This is a genomic window from Paenibacillus sp. FSL P4-0081, from assembly GCF_000758565.1.
GTDB classification, from domain to species: Bacteria; Bacillota; Bacilli; order Paenibacillales; family Paenibacillaceae; genus Paenibacillus_AQ; species Paenibacillus_AQ phytohabitans.
Genome location: NZ_CP009280.1, coordinates 3,180,938 through 3,197,982 on the forward strand (window position 1 = coordinate 3,180,938; position 17,045 = coordinate 3,197,982).

The window sequence follows — 17,045 nt, forward strand, 5'->3', positions numbered from 1 at the left end:
TATCTCTATATAGACTTAAATATGTAAAAAGGAGCGATGCATCTTGAATTTCATGAATGGGGATGGGAATAATCCGATCCCGGGACGCAAGCTTCCCGAGCTGAAACCGGGAATGTACAAGAAGATTGGACTAGGGGTAGCCGCTGCCGCTGTGTTGATTTATATTGGCGCAACTTCATTCTATACCGTGCAGGAGCAGGAACGTGCAGCTATCCTGACCTTCGGCAAATACACCAACGAGTCCTCGGCAGGACTTCATTTCAAATGGCCTTATCCAATACAGGAAGTGATAACGGTGCCTGCGGAGCTGACCCAGCGGATACATATCGGGTACCGCCAGGAGGCAGATGGAGCTGTAGCCGTTGAAGATGAGGCGATGATGATTACAGGCGATGAGAACATCGTATCTGCCGATGCTGTAGTACAGTGGAAGATCAGCAATGTCCGCAATTATCTGTATAACATTGATGACCCGGACAAATTTCTGCGTAACTCGGCCAGCTCCTCCATCCGTGCGGTCATTGGTTCCGAGAAGCTGGATTATGCCATTACAGACGGAAAGACGGTTATTCAGGATAAGGTGCGGGTGCTGCTCGTCGATCTGCAGAAGAAATACAACACCGGTATTCAGATCATTGACATCAAATTCCAGGATATTGAGCCGCCGAGCGGTCAGGTAGAAGAAGCCTTCCGCGAGGTTACCAATGCCCGTGAAGAGAAGAACACGAAGATTAACAACGCCAAGAAATATGAGAACGATATCATCCCTAAGGCACGCGGTGAAGCGCAGGCGCTGATTGAGAGAGCCGAGGGCGAGAAGAAATCACGTATCCTGAATGCGCAAGGCGATGTAGCCCAGTTTAACGCCATATTTGCCGAATACAGCAACAATAAGAGCGTAACCGAAAGCCGGTTGATTCTGGAGACACTGGAGACTATATTACCTAGCGCCAAAATCTTCATTACCAACTCGGATAGCGATACTGTGAATTATCTGCCGCTGAATGAGCTGATGCGCAGCACTCCGGTTAGCCCGGCAGCTTCGGCCACGCCGCAAGGAGGAGATGCAGAGTGACAAGAAACCAGATTATCGGACTGATATCAACTATTGTTCTAGCTATTCTGCTTGCAGGCTCTATGTATGTAGTGAAGGAGGGTGAATACAAGGTAGTCCTGCGCTTCGGTGAAGCGATGCGTACCGTTGAGGAGCCTGGACTGAGGCTGAAAATCCCTTTTATCGAGAATGTCTCAGCTCTCCCCAAGTATCAGATGACGTACGAAAGCTCACCCACCAGCATTCTGACGAAGGACCAGAAGCCGATTGTGGTTGATAACTATACCGTCTGGAGAATTACCAATGCCTCGCAATTCCTGAGAACCGTACAATCGGTAGGCGGCGGGATTCAGCGTATTGATGAAGCGGTATATAACTCCGTGCGGCGCAAGCTGTCGGAAGTCAATTATGAGAATATTATCAGTGAAGACACCGGACGGGGCAATATTAACGATGAGATCACCAATGATGTCATTGCCGCCTTAACCCGTGATAATTACGGGATTGAAGTGATTGACGTACGGATCAAACGTACGGATCTGCCGGAGGAGAACAAACAAAGTGTGTACAACCGGATGATATCGGACCGCCAGTCCATTGCCGCGCGTTATCTGTCCGAAGGTGACGAGGAATCCAAGAAAATAACCTCCAAGGCCGACCGCTCCTCAAGAGAGCTGATGGCCCAGGCCGAAGCCGATTCTAAGAAAATCATTGCTGAAGGAGAAGGGGAAGCCGCCAGAATCTATAACCAGGCCTATGGAAAGTCTCCCGAGTTCTATAGCTTCTATCGTACGCTGGAGAGTTATGTGACCACGCTGAAGAATGAGCCGGTTATTATGATACCGATTGACTCGCCATATGCCAAAATATTGATGGGGCAATAACCTCATCTGATCTATTGGCGGGATGTAAATATGAGAGACCCATGCGGTTTGCGCATGGGCCTCTTTGATATGCTGCTGAGTGTATTCACCTATTTTTATTCACAGCCTACGCCGTCACCATCCCGATCCAGTTTGCGCGAGTACCCTGGTTCTCCGGCACGGATGGGGTCAGCTCCTGCCGCCCGAACAGAATCACAATTCTTGTAATATACATCCTGGACAGGTGCTTTAGTGGCCGCAGGTTTGTTGGTAGCCTTGGGCTTGGTTGTGGTGACGGGTTTGTTGGTGGCCTTGGGCTTGGTTGTGGTGACGGGTTTGTTGGTGGCTTTGGGTTTGGTTGTGGTAACGGGTTTCTTAGTTGGAACAGGTTTCTGTGTGGGAATGGAGGCAAGTGTATTTCTTGAGACACCCGGCTCCTCTGTTACAACAGACTTCGTAGTGGCCGCAGGAGCTGGTGAAGGTGAGGGGGCTGCGGCGCTTAAAGTCTGATCTTCGGTTTTGGGAATAATAACGATTGCAATAATGAAACAAAGGAGCAGCTGAATACCTGCGTACTTTGAAACCTTCTTCCGGTTACGGTTATCCTCATTCCCCCACCAGATCACTTTTTGAGGGAAGATCATTCCGAATAACCAGACAGGGATGGCGGCGAGGGCAAGGAAAAGGAAATTGAAGGCGATTACTACAAGAAAAGGGAAGGATAATAGCAGGAGGATTTCAAACAAAATAACAATTGCACTAATGATGAGAGCTTTTTTTGAACGTGACATAATAAACCCCTTTAATGTATTAGTTGACTCCAATTAGTTTAACAATTAAAGGAAGTTTTTTCTATATAAAACGACCCCATCTTTCGACAAAAATGCAAACGATTTTGGGGGTTATTTTGATAGAGAATTACACGAATGTACATGCTATACTGATGGGGTGTCTTCAACTATCCCTATAGAATCAAAGGGGATATCACTTATTTTGTAAGGGGTATGTTATGCTTGTTAATTTGCTCATCAATTTTTCATTGCTTACTACGTTTATCTTTTTCGGGGATATGATATTGGCCCTCTTAAAAGGAAAGCGGGCGTTCTCCAAGCTTCAATTACATGCTTTATACGGAATCGGGTTTGGACTGTTTGGCATTGTTCAGCTGTATTTTGCTTTTCCTTTAGGCGATGGCACCATTATAGACTTCCGGCAAGTCTCAATCCTGGCATCCACATATCTTGGCGGGCCTGTTACCGGGATGATTTCGACAAGTTTAATTGCTTTGTTCCGGCTTTTTTTCCTTGGTCAAATTAATGAAGCGACCCTGTTGGGTGTTGTAAATATCGTGATTACTTTTCTGGTGGGCGTTTTTGCTTTTTCGCTTAAAATCCCCGCATTTTACCGGTGGCTGGCTGCAGCTTGCGGTATGGTCATACTCTCCACCTGTATACTGCTTCCGCTGGTAGGCTGGACTAACATAGGCACGATTCTTTTATTTGACATGATCTGTTTCATGGCATGCCTGTTTAATTATCTGCTCATTAACCACCTGGAGAAATCCCATGACGCATTAGAAATGTTTAAAGAGGCGGCAGAGCGGGATTTTCTTACGGGACTCCATAATCCCCGGTCCTTTAATCTGATTTTCAAAAAAACGGCGGAAATAAGCGCGCTCCAGAATGAACCGTTCTCTCTGCTGTTAATAGATATCGATCATTTCAAGGTTGTTAATGATACATACGGGCATGCGGCCGGAGATGTGGTCCTGTCCAAACTCGCTGATATTCTCCAGTCCGGTATCCGTATACGCGATTATTGTGCGCGCAAAGGAGGGGAAGAGTTCGCGGTTCTGCTTCTGCGGTGTACGGCGGATAAGGGCATGACGGTTGCCGAGAAGCTGCGTTCCTCGGTTCAAGACAGCATCTTTGTACTCCCTGACCAGTCCCAGCTAAGGATAACGATTTCTGTAGGGGTTTCTTCTTTTCCGGAATCTGCCCCGGCAGAAATGCTGGAGAAAGCCGACGAAGCTCTATATGAGGCTAAAGGAAAAGGCAGAAACCAGGTATGCTATGCTGAAGCGCGTCTTACATAAACTCGGTGATCAGTCAGGCGGTTAACGGACGGGCGTATAGTGGAGCACCACGACGCCGGAGCCGAAGGTTGTGGTTCCGCTCAGCTTCAGATCCAGCCGGTCACGGATTTCCCCCAATAACTTAGGACCGTGTCCGGCAACAATTGGCTGTACCAGGAAGTGATATTCATCCACCAAGTCTAGCCCTGCCAGAGTGGAGCCCAGGCCGGGACCGCCGTTAACGATCAGGCTCTTTCCTTCTGCCGTAAGCTGCTGCACTTCCTCTAATACGGTCCCCGTTAGCAAAAAAGAGTTCTGCCACGACAAGTGATCCAGCGTCCGCGAGAAGACATACTTGGGTTTCCGGTCGAGCTTATGTGCAAAGTCGACCATAAATTGGGGTCCTTCACCGCTAATAGCAATGGCTGGCCAAGCGCCTTCCATCAGCTGGTAGATTTTACGTCCCATAAGCAGGCCATCGGCCTGGTCCATCAAATCCGCCGTATACTGGTGGAGCTCCTCATCCGCTATCACCTGCGTGTGGTCGCAGCAACCGTCCAGTGTCACATTCATCTGCAGAATTACACGTCCCATATGCAGCCTCCTTATGTTACATTTTAGCCCGCTAAATACAGCTTTAGTTTAACGGACGAGGGGGGATTAAACAAATCCGCCCTTTAGCATAATTATCAGATTAACAGCTATTGACAATCTGCTACTATGTGTTACTATGTAGTGGTAGTAAGTAATACTGAATACCAGTCATACAGAGTAGTGAGGAGGAATTGTGCTGGATAATCTGACAGAAATGCTCAAGGGCGTACTTGAGGGCTGTGTCCTTGAAATTATAAGCCGCAACGAAACCTACGGTTACGAAATCACAAGGCAGCTGAATGCCCTCGGCTTCACCGATGTTGTAGAGGGAACGGTGTACACCATCCTGATCCGGCTTGAGAAAAGCCAGCTGGTCGATACCACTAAGAAACCTTCGGATATGGGGCCGCCGCGAAAGTTCTTCGCGCTGAATGATGCGGGGCGTGAGGAGCTGCAGAAGTTTTGGGGGAAATGGGAGTTTGTATCATCCAAAATGAACGAGTTAAAGGAGAGAAATCAATGAATTTTTGGGATAAGATCACCGGCAGAGATATGACCAAAGAATTCCAGGCTTTTGAGTTGCGGGTAAAAAAGCTCCCGCCTGATTATCAGACGGCCTGGGAAAAAATTAAAGCCGAGCTTTGGCCGCATTCTGATTTCACCGGCCGTAACCTCATGCCCATTCTTGACGGTGTGCTTGGCCTGCTGGAAGAAACGGCGGCGGACGGCCAGAATGCCCGGGAGGTATTAGGTGATGATATCCGGGGCTTCTGTTCAGCGCTGGCGGGTGAAGAAGGGGCAAAGTCTTACCGCGACAAGTGGCGCCAGCAGCTTAATGATAATATTGCCCGGAAATTAGGGAAGTAGGAGGAGGATACAATGAAAATACGGGATATGATCGAGGGGAAAAAAGAGTGGCGGGCGCATGTTGCGCGTGTCAAAGCACTGCCGCAGGATTACCAGATTGTCTATAAAGAGCTGCAAAAATATCTGTTTAAGGTCGGTCCTGTGGAGCTGACGGAGGGGAATGGCTTGCTCTCGGGGATTGTCGATCTTTTTGAGGAGGGCGCTGCACTGGGGAAAGGGGTGCTCGAAGTGACGGGCAATGACGTAGCGGCGTTCTGCGACGACCTCATCAAAGATTCCAAAACCTACGCTGATCTCTATCAGGAATCTGTGGACCAGGAAGTAGCCAAGGCCATGAAAAAGGCAACGGACTAAACAAAGTGAACGGGGGAAGCAGAAATGGGCAATGCCATTGAAGTGAAAGGTCTGCGAAAGTCCTTCAATAATATAGAAGTTCTGAAGGGCGTCGACTTTGAGGTGCGGAGCGGCGAAATTTACGCTCTGCTCGGTTCCAACGGTGCGGGGAAGACAACAATTGTCAGAACCCTAACTACGCTGCTGAAACAGGATGGGGGAAGTGCAACCGTAAACGGCTTTGATGTCGCATCGAAGCCTGATCATGTACGCCAGTCGATCAGCCTGACCGGACAATTTGCTGCCGTGGATGAGATATTGACCGGGCGGGAGAATCTGATCATGATCGCCAGGCTCCGGCACCTGAACCATCCGCTTCAGCTAGCAGACGATCTATTGAAGCGGTTCGGCCTGACTGAAGCCGGGAGCCGCAGAGTATCAACCTATTCAGGCGGGATGCGCCGGAGGCTCGACATCGCCATGAGCCTTGTGGGAGAACCGCAGCTTATCTTCCTCGACGAGCCGACCACCGGACTTGACCCCGAAGGGCGGATCGAAGTCTGGAAGACAGTCAAAGAGCTTGCCGCTAAGGGCACGACTGTATTTCTGACCACGCAGTATTTGGAGGAGGCCGAACAGCTGGCCGATCAAATCGCTATTCTGCATGAGGGCAGGATTATTGCGAGCGGCACACTCACGGAGCTGAAGAAGCTGTTTCCGCCTGACAAGGTGGAGTACGTGGAGAAACAACCCACATTAGAAGAGATATTCCTTGCCATCACCGGTAATATGGAGGGAAAGTAAAATGGAAATGACAGCGAGACACTTCTTCAGTGATATGAGCGTTATGCTTGGACGTTCCATGCGCCATATTATCCGCAGCCTGGATACCATCATCACAGTCACCATCACTCCGATTGCCATGCTGCTGCTGTTCGTTTATGTGTTCGGCGGGGCCATTCAGACCGGCACGGACAACTATGTGAATTACCTGCTGCCCGGCATCCTGCTGATTGCAATTGCCAGCGGCATCTCCTATACGGCCTACCGGCTGTTCATGGATATGCAGAGCGGCATCTTCGAACGGTTCCACTCGATGCCGATTGCGCGCTCGGCGGCGCTCTGGGGGCATGTGCTGACCTCACTCGTGTCCAATGCGATTTCGGTTGCCGTCATCATTCTTGTAGCGCTCCTTATGGGCTTCCGCTCTCCGGCTGGCGTATTATCATGGCTTGCCGTGGCCGGTATACTCGCACTGTTCACGCTGGCCCTGACTTGGATCGCGGCGATTGCCGGACTGTCCGCCAAATCGGTAGACGGCGCAGGCGCCTTTTCCTACCCGCTAATCTTCCTTCCCTTCATCAGCTCCGCATTTGTGCCTACTGAAACTATGCCGCGGGCTGTCCGCGCCTTTGCCGAGAACCAGCCGGTGACCTCCATAGTGGAGACTATCCGCGCCCTGCTGGCGGGGCAGCCTGCCGGACATGACATCTGGACTGCACTTGCCTGGTGCCTGGGGATACTGGTTGCCGCATATCTGTTTGCGATGCGCGTATACAAACGGAAGGCGGCGTGAACGGCTGCCCGGTTTCTGATATTAAAAGCATGGCGCCTTCCCGGACCTTCCGGGACAGGTGCCATTTTTATGTGCGGGCTAGGTATTGTCCCGGCGTTTCAATTGCTGGTGTTCTTCGGCGCCTTAGCTGCGGTTTTACCAATTCATCTGCTTTCTGTGGCTGATTTCTGATGACTTGTCATGAAATCCTGCACAGAATACAACATTTCCCCTCACATATCGCCCCAAATCCGGAATTGTTGTATGAAATGCAGGATTTTACCTTTTTCAAGCGGCTTAGCCGAATTATTCTTGTATTTTATACAACAATCCTCCCGGACACCTAACTATCAATGATCCAAAGTTGTAAAACGTACAACATTTATCTCTACAGTGTTTACTGAAAAGTCTCCATCCTGCTGCAGCGCCCTCTGCCCGTATATTCCGTGAATCTAGTGAGCTTAATCTATATTTTTCACCCTATCCATTGGTAATTCAGGTTATAATGACCATGTATATTGCAGGATATTGGGAAGGCTATAGCCACTAAGCCAGAGATTCTGTGATTTTACATCCCATTAACATGCTTCATATGTTCGCGTGATATAACTGAAACAATCGGTTATTGGAGGAGAAGATTAGATGAAGCTGAGTAAAGAGGAGAAATCATGGATTCTGTATGACTGCGGTAATTCTGCCTACTCGATGGCGGTGACTACGGCGCTTTTGCCCATTATCTTCGGCATGTTCACAACTGTGGGCAGCAGTATGGATTTGGGCTATTTCAATTCCATTGCCAGTATTCTGGTGGCGGTGCTCAGTCCGATCCTGGGGACGATTGCCGATTACAAGGACAGGAAGAAGCGCTTCTTTATCTTCTTCGCAGCGGTAGGCGTGCTTGCTACGGCTTCCCTGGCCTTCGTGTCACCGGATAGCGGACAATGGCAGCTGCTGATTGCTTTTTACATTCTGTCAGCGGTCGGGTTTGCCGGGGCTAATATCTTCTATGATTCCTTCCTGGTTGATATTACAGATGATGAGCGGATGGATAAGGTATCCACAAGAGGGTTTGCCTTCGGTTACATCTTCAGCTGTATTCCGTTCGGAATCAGTCTGCTGCTGATCTTCATGATGGGGATGGATAAGGCCATCGGCTATCAGATTGGATTCATCATCACTGCACTATGGTGGGGGCTGCTCACTGTGCCTATGATCAGAGATGTGAAGCAGCGCTACTATATTGAGCCTGAACCTAATCCGGTTGCAAACAGCTTCAAAAGAATGGCGAACACCTTCATGAATATCCGCCAGCACAAAATTGTATTTGTATTCCTGATTGCTTATTTCTTCTATATCGACGGGGTAGATACCATTATTAAAATGGTGGTGCCGTATGCGACGTCGGTGCTGGGCGGGGATTCGCTGGACACTTTCACACTGCTGGGCATTCTGCTCATCATCCAGATCATTGCCTTTCCGTGTGCGATTCTCTACGGTAATCTGGCCAAAACCCACTCTGCCCGCAAGCTGATTATCTTCGGGATTTTCACTTATATCATTTCCTGTATTGCGGCTTTCTTCATCACCTCAGTGTGGCATATCTTTATTCTCGGCGCGCTCATCGGTTCGGCCCAGGGCGGCATCCAGGCGCTCAGCCGCTCGTATTTCGCCAAAATCATTCCGAAGGAGAATTCCAATGAATTCTTCGGCTTCTATAATATCTTCGGCAAGTTCGCGGCAATTCTCGGCCCGGCGCTGATGTCACTGACTACGACGTTAACGGGCGAGGCCCGCTTTAGCATTTTATCCATCATTCCGCTGTTTCTGATCGGATTCTTCATCTTCATCACACTACCTAAGGGGAACTGACATGGAACCGACAACGCCTCGCACGCCATTAGCTAAACATCTCATCGTCATTTCCTACGATGCCTTCTCGGAGGACAACTGGGAACTGGCCAGCCGGCTGCCCAATTTATCCAGACTGATTAAGCAAGGTGCCCACAGCAACCGCTTGCGGAGCGTATATCCCACACTCACCTATGTGGTTCATACCACCATCGCTACCGGTGTTCATCCGGACAAGCACGGTATTCACCACAACAATCCGCTGCAGCCGTTCGTGAAGGAGGAGGATCAGCGCTGGTTCTGGTTCCGTGAGGCGGTCAAGGTACCGACAATTTATGATGCTGCACGTAAGGCAGGGCTCAGTACCGCCGGACTCCTCTGGCCGGTTTCGGGCAAGTCCTCGATCCGGTATAATATCCCGGAAATCAGGGCGCTGAAAGGTGAGAATCAGGCACTTAAGGTGCTGAGAAGCGGCAGTCCCGCCTACTGCATCCGGATGGAGCTGAAATATGGCCGGATCAGGCAAGGGATTACCCAGCCTTATCTGGATGACTTTACAACGAAGTGTGCGATAGACACGATTAAGCGCAACAAGCCTAATCTGCTCATGATGCATCTGATTGACCTGGATGATGCCAAACATCTGTATGGGACAGACAGCGATGAGGTGAAAGAAGTCATCCTGCGCATGGATAACCGGCTGGGTGAGATCCTGCAGGCTGTGGAAGATACCGGGATCAGGCAGGATACGTTAATTATGGTGCTCGGAGACCACGGCCAGTTCAATGTGCGCTACAAAGTGCATTTGAACAAGCTTTTGCAGGCAAAGGGTCTGATCTATGAAGAGGGCGGCGTAATGAAATGGCGGGCATACTTCCAGTGCGGCGGAGGTTCAGCGTACCTGCATGTCCGGCCGGGAGACGAAGAAGCAGAGCGGCTCGCGCTCACGGCTATTGAAGAATGTAGGCAGAATGACATGTCAGGGGTTGAAAGCGTATACCACAGAGAGACATTAGACCGTCTTCATGCAAGCCATTCCACAAGAGTAATGCTTGAAGCGCGGCGCGGCTATTCCTTTGATGAGAGTCTGGAGGAGCAGCTGGTTGTCGATTTGCAGGCACATGGAATTCGTTATGCTACGCATGGTTATTCTCCTGACAAAAGCGGCTACCGGTGCAATTTTGTCGTCTCCGGCGGTACGATTAAACAGGGCTATTCTATCGGCGACATCGAAATGGTCGATATTGCGCCAACACTGGGAAGAATTCTGGGGATCGATTTCGGGCACGGGGACGGGAGAGTGCTGGAGGAGATTGTCCGGGAATAAAAAAGTGCAAAACCGGCAAAAGAGTCCGATTGTCTTCTATACCCGGATGAATTAGTGTAGACGGGAAAAGAAAGGTGGATGCCCGTATGATATTTAACTATTCGTTTGTACCCGCATTGGATAGCCTGTATGACATGGAACAGGGTTATGGCTTTGCCGCTGCGCCGGCAGGCTCGAAGAATGAGGAGCTCAAGGATTCATGGCCCGGAGATTATTTCTCTCCTGCGGTGCCGACACTGCTGATGGATGTGCCGAATGGCAATTACACCGTAACGCTGGAGATCGGTTCACCGGACACCTCCGCCGTTACTACCGTAAGAGAAGGACTCGGCCGGCTCAGACTGCTTGAGCTGAAGACCGGGCCCGGTGAGATCACCACCCGCAGCTTTGCTGTGCATGTCGAGGATGGTGTGCTCAAGCTGGCTTTCGGCGGTGCTGCACCAAGTGTGAGGCAGGTGACGGTTAACCGGGTAAGCTCCATCCCTACTCTATTTCTTGCAGGAGATTCTACCGTAACGGATCAGGCCTCGGGGCAATTCCCTTATACAGGCTGGGGCCAAATGATCGGATTGTACCTGGATGAAGACATTGCTGTGGCGAATCATGCACGTTCCGGCAGAAGCGCCAGAACCTTTATTGAGGAGAGCCGTCTGCTGCGGATAGCCAAAAGACTGCGCAAGGGCGACTTCCTGCTTGTACAATTTGCCCACAACGATGAGAAGGAAACAGAAGAAGGTGCGGGTCCGTTCACAACCTATCAGCACTATCTGAAGCAATATATTGATCTTACGCGCTCAGCCGGCGCGTATCCTGTGCTTGTAGCGCCCATGCACCGGCGGTTCTTCGAGGAGGATGGGGCCATCCGGAATACCCACGGGGATTATATTGAAGCTATGAGGCAGCTGGCCGTCCGGGAAGCTGTACCCTTTGTGGATCTCGCTTCACTCAGCAAAGTATATTTTGAGGAGCTTGGTGAGGCTCGTTCCAAGCAAGTATTTCTGTGGGCGGAACCGGGCCAATATGCTAACCTTCCTGAGGGAGCAAAGGATAACACGCATTTCTCGGAAGCCGGGGCCATAGAAATGGCCAGACTGGTAGCGAAGGGGCTACAGCAGACAGAGGCGGACAAGCTCAAGCGGCATCTGATCAGCGATATAGGGGATTCCTTGATTTAAGTCAGATATTCGAGTTTATTTGTGTTTATTTATATTCAATAAAGTTCACTTGTGCTTTATAATGTTCAATATAATAGTTCATTTAAGTTATAACTACACCCCTATATGTCTGGAGAGCTGAACAGTGATTAGAAAAGCGAGTGTTATGCATGTTTATCCCGATGCTTATGAGGAGTACAAACGCCGTCATGATGAGCTTTGGCCGGAGATGGCTGAAGAGCTGAAGAACCATGGCGCACATAATTATTCTATTTTTCTGGATGAAGAAACGGGCAGCCTGTTTGCTTACGTAGAGATTGAAGACGAAGAGCGGTGGGATCAGATGTCGCAGACGGAGATTTGCCGGAAGTGGTGGGTGTATATGGAGCCGTTAATGGAGACTAACCCTGACCACAGCCCGGTGTCCAAGAATTTGAAAGATGTATTCTACTTAAAATAACCGATAGCCAAGAGTGCCCTGTGATATTGCGGGGCACTTTTATATTGTATAGCTAGCAAAGGGGTCATGAAGTGCACCGCCGTTCGATCCGGGGAGGACATTCAAATAACAATGCCAAGCACGAAGCCGTCGTATCCCTTGCTGCCTACCGTCTGCAGTGCAGTAGCCTCGATTCGCGGCTCGGCGGAGAGCAGATCCATAAACTGACGGACGCCCTGTACGCGGTCATCTGGACTGTCTGCCTGAATGACTTCACCATCACGCACCACGTTATCGGCCACAATGACTGCTCCCGGCCGGGCCAGCTTCAATGCCCATTTCAGATAATGGGGATTGTTCGGTTTATCGGCGTCAATAAAGATGAAGTCAAAAGGGCCATGACCCCGGGCTTCAAGTGTCGCCAGCGTCTCAAGTGCCGGCCCCTCAATCACCTCCGTTTTATCCGCTAACCCTGCCATTCTCAGATTATCCTCAGCGACGACTACATGTTCATGCTCGAACTCGAGCGAAACCAGTCTTCCTGCTTCCGGCAACGCCCTGGCCAGCCAAATGGTGCTGTAGCCGCCCAGCGTGCCGATCTCCAGAATATTAACGGCACCTTTCATTTTAGCCAGAAGATACAGCAGCTTCCCCTGGTTCGGAGCAACATCAATCGCCGGTAATCCTGCACCTTCATTAGCGCCCAGAACGGCGTCCAGCACCGGATCTGCCGCCAGCAGCTTGTCATTGAAATACGCGTCAACCTTACTCCATTTGTTCTGTTCTTTCATGTGAATCCCTCCGTTTGGTTAAGTGTTGTATTGGATCTGTTTTAAATATAAGGTAAAATAATTCATAAAACTAATATATGTTTTTGTAGTTTGCATATAATTTGATTATGAATCGAGGCGATCTGCATGAACCTGCATGCACTAAGACTATTTTATTATGTTGCCGAGACGGGCAGCGTCACGAAAGCGGCTGCACGGCTCAATATCAGCCAGCCGGCGGTTACCAGCCAAATCAAGAAGTTCGAGAAGGATTTGGGGTTGCCTTTGTTTAACCCCAGCGGCCGCGGTATTTCACTTACTTCCTTTGGAACAGAACTGGCGAAGCAGGCAGGGAATCTCTTCACCTATGAGGAACAAATGGATGAATTTGTAGAAGACTACCGCCAGGGCAAAAAAGGGAAGCTGCGTATCGCCGCTACTTATCTGCCGGCTAATTTCCTGGTTCCCGGCTGGGCTGCCAGATTCAAAGCGGGACATCCAGGGATTGAGATCGAGATTACAACAATGAACTCCCAGCAGGCCTTTGAGCAATTGCAGCGGCATGAAGCAGACGTTGCCTTCTATGGGGGGGGAGCCAAGGAGAAACCGGAGGATGTCGAATGGCTGGAGCTTTTCGAGGATGAGCTGTGGTTCGTGGTAGCCCCTTCCCATCCCTATGCAGACCGTACGGTTTCACTGCCGGAGATGATGCGGGAGCCGTTCATTATGCGGGAGGAGGGCAGCTCAACAAGAGAGCGCCTTGTCTCGTTATGTACGACTTATGGCCTGAAGCCGCCAGAGGTCGCACTGCAATTCAGCGGACTGGGTGAAGCCATCCGTTCAGTAATCGCGGGGTATGGTGCAAACTTCATCTCCTCTCTCGCAGTGCACGAATATGTGGAGTGGAAGCAGCTCTCCCGTGTGCATGTGGAGGGGATTCACCTAAGCAACCATATTGCTGTCTGCACGCGTAAGAATGAATCCCTGCCTGCCGCGCTGCAGCAGTTTATTGATATCTGCCGCCAATGAGTAACAGATAAACAATAATTAAATATCATTTTTCGATCTAAATATATTGATAAACGATAAATTATGTGGTAAATTAAACTCACAATTCTGAAGTGAGGTGCTTTTACAATGAAACGCAAACCAGGGTCGACCACTTTTTTGAAGGCAGTGATTGTGCTGTTTGGATTGGCTGCACTTGCTCTATGTGTATTTGTAGTGCCGGAGATCGCGGGGTTTGCAGCAGAGCTGTATCCGGATATGGCTTACATACAGGCTCTCGTGATGATCGATCTGTACGGGGCGGCACTGCCTTTTTACATCGCACTCTATCAGGCCTTTAAGCTATTAGGTTACATCGACCAGAACAAGGCATTCTCGGATACCTCTGTACAGGTGCTGAAGAATATCAAGAACTGTGCAGTCGCCATCAGCGGTATGTTTGTTATAGGCATGCCCCTGTTCTATCTGATGGCGGAGAGGGATGATGCCCCGGGGATTATCGTCATCGGAATGATCATTATCCTGGCTTCCATGGTGATCGCTGTATTCGCTGCAGTGCTCCAGAAGCTGTTGAACGAAGCTATTGAACTAAAATCTGAAAATGATTTGACAGTCTGAGGTGATGACCATGGGGATTATAATCAATATTGACGTGATGCTGGCGAAACGGAAAATGAGTGTAACTGAGCTTACGGAGAAGGTGGGCATAACGATGGCTAACCTGTCTATACTCAAGAACGGCAAGGCGAAGGCGATCCGGTTCTCAACGCTCGAGGCAATCTGCAAGGCATTGGATTGTCAGCCGGGAGATATATTAGAATACACTCCGGAAGCTACAGAATAAAAGGGAGCGGGGAACGAGGAGAGGACGATATTGAAATCATTGGTACGGCTGCTGCATTTCGGCTATCATCACGCGATGAGCTGCATTTTTCCCGTTGCGATCTTTGGAACCCTGATACTTACCAGTAAAGTAGAAGTGCCCTTCATCCACCGGTATGATGCCATTCTGCTGATCCTGCTGACCGTGCAGTACCTTATGTACCGCAGCGGGCTGGAGACCCTCGATGAGATCAAGGTAATCTGCGTATTTCATGTGATTGGTCTGGTGCTGGAGATTTATAAAATAAGAATGGGCTCATGGGCATACCCTGATCCGGGATACACGAAGCTGCTCGGGGTACCGCTGTACAGCGGATTTATGTATGCCAGCGTGGCAAGCTATATGTGCCAGATCTGGCGCAGGCTGAAGATGGATATGACCGGCTGGCCGGGGCTGGCCTCTGCGGGATTGCTGGGCGGAGCGATCTACCTGAACTTTTTCACGCACCACTTTATTCCGGATTTCCGCTGGTGGCTGACGGCGCTCGTGGTAATTGTTTTTTGGAGGACATGGATCATCTACCGGGTGCAGGAGCGGACGTACCGGATGCCGCTGACGCTGGCTTTTTTCATTGTAGGCTTCTTCATCTGGATCGCTGAGAATATCGCTACCTTCTTGGGTGCCTGGAAATATCCGGACCAGCATGAAGCCTGGCATCTGGTGGGCTTCAGCAAGATCAGCTCATGGTTTCTGCTAATTATCATCAGCGTCATTATTGTGGCTCAGCTTAAGCATGTTAAGGCAGGGCGTTCATAATTCAGGACGTTCATAATTCATAATCAGCACTCTTCACTAATCGGCTAAATGTGTCGATAATAATTCTAAACATTCACATTTAGGAGATGCTTATGGATAACTTGGCAGCATTGGTCGCAGCAGCACCTTTCTTCAAACAGATTCACGCACAGGATATAATGATCGGCATTACGGACCGGGAAATATTCCATTATTATGCACCCAGTAAAGTGCTGGATTTCGGCTTAACCAAAGGAAGTCCAGTTTCGCCGGATGATCCGTCCCTCGGCAATGCCCTGGCCGGACGCGCCACGACAAACCGTCTGTCACCTGAGCTGTATGGAGCAACTGTAATTTCTTCGGCAGTCCCGATTTACGGTACGGAGGGTGAAGTGATCGGGGCTTTCGCAATTGCCTATACGCTGGAAAATGAAGATAAAATGGAACAGCTGACGGAAAGCATTAATCAGATCAGCGGCCAGCTTGTGGATATGGTTCAGAATGTGGCGGCCCAGTCTCAGGAGCTGTCGGCGACAACCGCGCAGATTCTGGATAATTCCCGCAAGACGGTGGAAGAGTCCAAGCAGGTGAATAAGGTTGCCGGATTCATCCGGGAGATCTCCGAGCAGACGAATCTGTTGGGCCTGAATGCGGCGATTGAGGCTGCGCGGGTCGGAGAGCAGGGGGCAGGCTTCGGTGTGGTGGCGACAGAGGTCCGCAAGCTGTCGGTACATACGAAGGAAGCTACGAAGTCGATTGAGGATTCTCTTAGCACGGTACAGCGCTCGATCCGGGAGATGGAACAGGAGATTGAGGCAATCGCCAAGTCTTCCTCGGCGCAGGCTGAGCTCGTTACCCAGTTCAGCGATGTCATTGAGAAGCTGAATGAGACCAGCGGTGAGATGGCCAGATTCATTTCATCCGTAATCCAATAAAATATCATAAACAAGGCGGCCGTTAGGTTAACGGCCGCCTTGTTGTATTCAGGAAGGCGTCAGGAATTAGAACTGCACGGAGGATTGGCATTCAGGTGATCGATCTGCTGCTCCAGCACTGCGCCAGCTTTGCCCAGAAACTGAGTAATCAGCAGGAGCTCTTCTTCCGTATATGAAGCAGCCAAGGCAATCATAGCCGAATGAAGTGTGGAATATGTCTCTATGACATCCGCTTTATGCTCATACAGCGGAACGATAATCACCTTGCGGCGGTCACCCGGGTCATTTTCTCTGCGGACATAGCCGGTTTTCTCCAGCCGGTCGATTAATGCGGTGACGCTGCCGGTAGTCAGTCCGGTTAGCTTCGACAGTTCTCCGGCGGTAATCGGACCTTTTTCACGCAGGATATCTACGGATATGAAGTCATTATTGTATAGTCCGAGGGCGGAGGCCACATTCTGCTGGTATTGTACTGTCCGGGTTCCCAGTCCGCGCATCAGCAGGGTGAATTGTTCCTGGAGCTCTGTCGGCTGAACGGGTTCTTGGCTGGACATGAGTAGTCCTCCTTAGGGAGAGATAGATAGCTTGGACGCACCAAAATTGCAT

The 17,045-nt window shown here is 50.0% G+C and carries 21 protein-coding genes; 17 read left to right on the forward strand and 4 right to left on the reverse strand.

Annotated elements, in window-relative coordinates; all coding sequences use genetic code 11:
• Positions 1-52 precede the first annotated feature (52 nt).
• The gene (gene hflK, locus P40081_RS13090) at positions 53-1,075 is read left to right on the forward strand and encodes an FtsH protease activity modulator HflK (protein WP_081970485.1); all 1,023 of its coding nucleotides are present in this window, start codon (positions 53-55) and stop codon (positions 1,073-1,075) included.
• Positions 1,072-1,938, forward strand: coding sequence for a protease modulator HflC (gene hflC / locus P40081_RS13095; protein WP_042135968.1), 867 nt, complete (start codon positions 1,072-1,074; stop codon positions 1,936-1,938). The genes hflK and hflC overlap by 4 nt, the downstream gene beginning before the upstream one ends.
• Before the next feature lie 95 nt (positions 1,939-2,033).
• On the opposite strand, the gene P40081_RS40030 is transcribed toward hflC, so the two are convergent.
• Positions 2,034-2,708 carry an excalibur calcium-binding domain-containing protein gene (locus P40081_RS40030; RefSeq protein WP_052421807.1) on the reverse strand — a complete coding sequence of 225 codons (675 nt, stop codon included), beginning with the start codon at positions 2,706-2,708 and terminating at the stop codon, positions 2,034-2,036.
• Positions 2,709-2,992: 284 nt separating this feature from the next.
• Between P40081_RS40030 and P40081_RS13105 the strand changes: the two genes are divergently transcribed.
• A complete protein-coding gene (locus tag P40081_RS13105; protein WP_197074354.1) occupies positions 2,993-4,012 on the forward strand; it encodes a GGDEF domain-containing protein in 1,020 nt (339 codons plus the stop codon).
• A 21-nt stretch (positions 4,013-4,033) separates the two neighbouring features.
• On the opposite strand, the gene P40081_RS13110 is transcribed toward P40081_RS13105, so the two are convergent.
• Positions 4,034-4,585 carry a dihydrofolate reductase family protein gene (locus P40081_RS13110; RefSeq protein WP_042135972.1) on the reverse strand — a complete coding sequence of 184 codons (552 nt, stop codon included), beginning with the start codon at positions 4,583-4,585 and terminating at the stop codon, positions 4,034-4,036.
• A 214-nt stretch (positions 4,586-4,799) separates the two neighbouring features.
• Here P40081_RS13110 and P40081_RS13115 point away from each other — a divergent pair, with 214 nt between their 5' ends.
• The 9 genes from P40081_RS13115 to rhaM all read left to right on the forward strand — a co-directional run bounded on the left by P40081_RS13115 (position 4,800) and on the right by rhaM (position 12,129).
• Complete coding sequence (locus tag P40081_RS13115; RefSeq protein WP_269323273.1) at positions 4,800-5,108, forward strand: PadR family transcriptional regulator; 309 nt, start codon at positions 4,800-4,802, stop codon at positions 5,106-5,108.
• Positions 5,105-5,452: a DUF1048 domain-containing protein gene (locus P40081_RS13120; RefSeq protein ID WP_042135976.1), complete on the forward strand. Its 348-nt coding sequence runs from the start codon at positions 5,105-5,107 to the stop codon at positions 5,450-5,452. Before P40081_RS13115 ends, P40081_RS13120 begins: the two co-directional genes overlap by 4 nt.
• Positions 5,453-5,464: 12 nt before the next feature.
• A complete protein-coding gene (locus P40081_RS13125) occupies positions 5,465-5,806 on the forward strand; it encodes a DUF1048 domain-containing protein (protein ID WP_042135978.1) in 342 nt (113 codons plus the stop codon).
• A 24-nt stretch (positions 5,807-5,830) separates the two neighbouring features.
• Positions 5,831-6,589 carry an ABC transporter ATP-binding protein gene (locus P40081_RS13130; protein ID WP_042135980.1) on the forward strand — a complete coding sequence of 253 codons (759 nt, stop codon included), beginning with the start codon at positions 5,831-5,833 and terminating at the stop codon, positions 6,587-6,589.
• A 1-nt stretch (position 6,590) separates the two neighbouring features.
• Positions 6,591-7,361: an ABC transporter permease gene (locus tag P40081_RS13135; RefSeq protein WP_042135981.1), complete on the forward strand. Its 771-nt coding sequence runs from the start codon at positions 6,591-6,593 to the stop codon at positions 7,359-7,361.
• A 621-nt stretch (positions 7,362-7,982) separates the two neighbouring features.
• Positions 7,983-9,209, forward strand: coding sequence for an MFS transporter (locus tag P40081_RS13140; RefSeq protein ID WP_039308881.1), 1,227 nt, complete (start codon positions 7,983-7,985; stop codon positions 9,207-9,209).
• A gap of 1 nt (position 9,210) precedes the next feature.
• Positions 9,211-10,515, forward strand: coding sequence for an alkaline phosphatase family protein (locus P40081_RS13145; protein ID WP_042135983.1), 1,305 nt, complete (start codon positions 9,211-9,213; stop codon positions 10,513-10,515).
• Between the two features lie 86 nt (positions 10,516-10,601).
• On the forward strand, positions 10,602-11,690 hold the full coding sequence (locus tag P40081_RS13150) for a rhamnogalacturonan acetylesterase (RefSeq protein ID WP_042135985.1): 1,089 nt from the start codon (positions 10,602-10,604) through the stop codon (positions 11,688-11,690).
• 124 nt (positions 11,691-11,814) lie between these two features.
• Complete coding sequence (gene rhaM, locus P40081_RS13155) at positions 11,815-12,129, forward strand: L-rhamnose mutarotase (protein WP_039308886.1); 315 nt, start codon at positions 11,815-11,817, stop codon at positions 12,127-12,129.
• Between the two features lie 101 nt (positions 12,130-12,230).
• Here rhaM and P40081_RS13160 read toward each other — a convergent pair whose 3' ends face one another.
• Positions 12,231-12,899: an O-methyltransferase gene (locus tag P40081_RS13160; protein WP_042135987.1), complete on the reverse strand. Its 669-nt coding sequence runs from the start codon at positions 12,897-12,899 to the stop codon at positions 12,231-12,233.
• Positions 12,900-13,025: 126 nt separating this feature from the next.
• Between P40081_RS13160 and P40081_RS13165 the strand changes: the two genes are divergently transcribed.
• The 5 genes from P40081_RS13165 to P40081_RS13185 all read left to right on the forward strand — a co-directional run bounded on the left by P40081_RS13165 (position 13,026) and on the right by P40081_RS13185 (position 16,439).
• Entirely contained in the window at positions 13,026-13,907 is an 882-nt protein-coding gene (locus tag P40081_RS13165; protein ID WP_042135989.1) for a LysR family transcriptional regulator, read from the forward strand.
• A 108-nt stretch (positions 13,908-14,015) separates the two neighbouring features.
• A complete protein-coding gene (locus P40081_RS13170; protein WP_039308893.1) occupies positions 14,016-14,504 on the forward strand; it encodes a DUF2975 domain-containing protein in 489 nt (162 codons plus the stop codon).
• Between the two features lie 10 nt (positions 14,505-14,514).
• Positions 14,515-14,730 (forward strand): helix-turn-helix domain-containing protein, encoded by a 216-nt coding sequence (locus P40081_RS13175; RefSeq protein ID WP_042135991.1) that lies wholly within the window; start codon positions 14,515-14,517, stop codon positions 14,728-14,730.
• Positions 14,731-14,760: 30 nt separating this feature from the next.
• On the forward strand, positions 14,761-15,525 hold the full coding sequence (locus P40081_RS13180; protein WP_076246759.1) for a DUF817 domain-containing protein: 765 nt from the start codon (positions 14,761-14,763) through the stop codon (positions 15,523-15,525).
• A 92-nt stretch (positions 15,526-15,617) separates the two neighbouring features.
• The gene (locus tag P40081_RS13185) at positions 15,618-16,439 is read left to right on the forward strand and encodes a methyl-accepting chemotaxis protein (protein ID WP_042135993.1); all 822 of its coding nucleotides are present in this window, start codon (positions 15,618-15,620) and stop codon (positions 16,437-16,439) included.
• A gap of 59 nt (positions 16,440-16,498) precedes the next feature.
• Here P40081_RS13185 and P40081_RS13190 read toward each other — a convergent pair whose 3' ends face one another.
• Positions 16,499-16,993 carry a MarR family winged helix-turn-helix transcriptional regulator gene (locus tag P40081_RS13190; protein ID WP_042135995.1) on the reverse strand — a complete coding sequence of 165 codons (495 nt, stop codon included), beginning with the start codon at positions 16,991-16,993 and terminating at the stop codon, positions 16,499-16,501.
• Positions 16,994-17,045 lie beyond the last annotated feature (52 nt).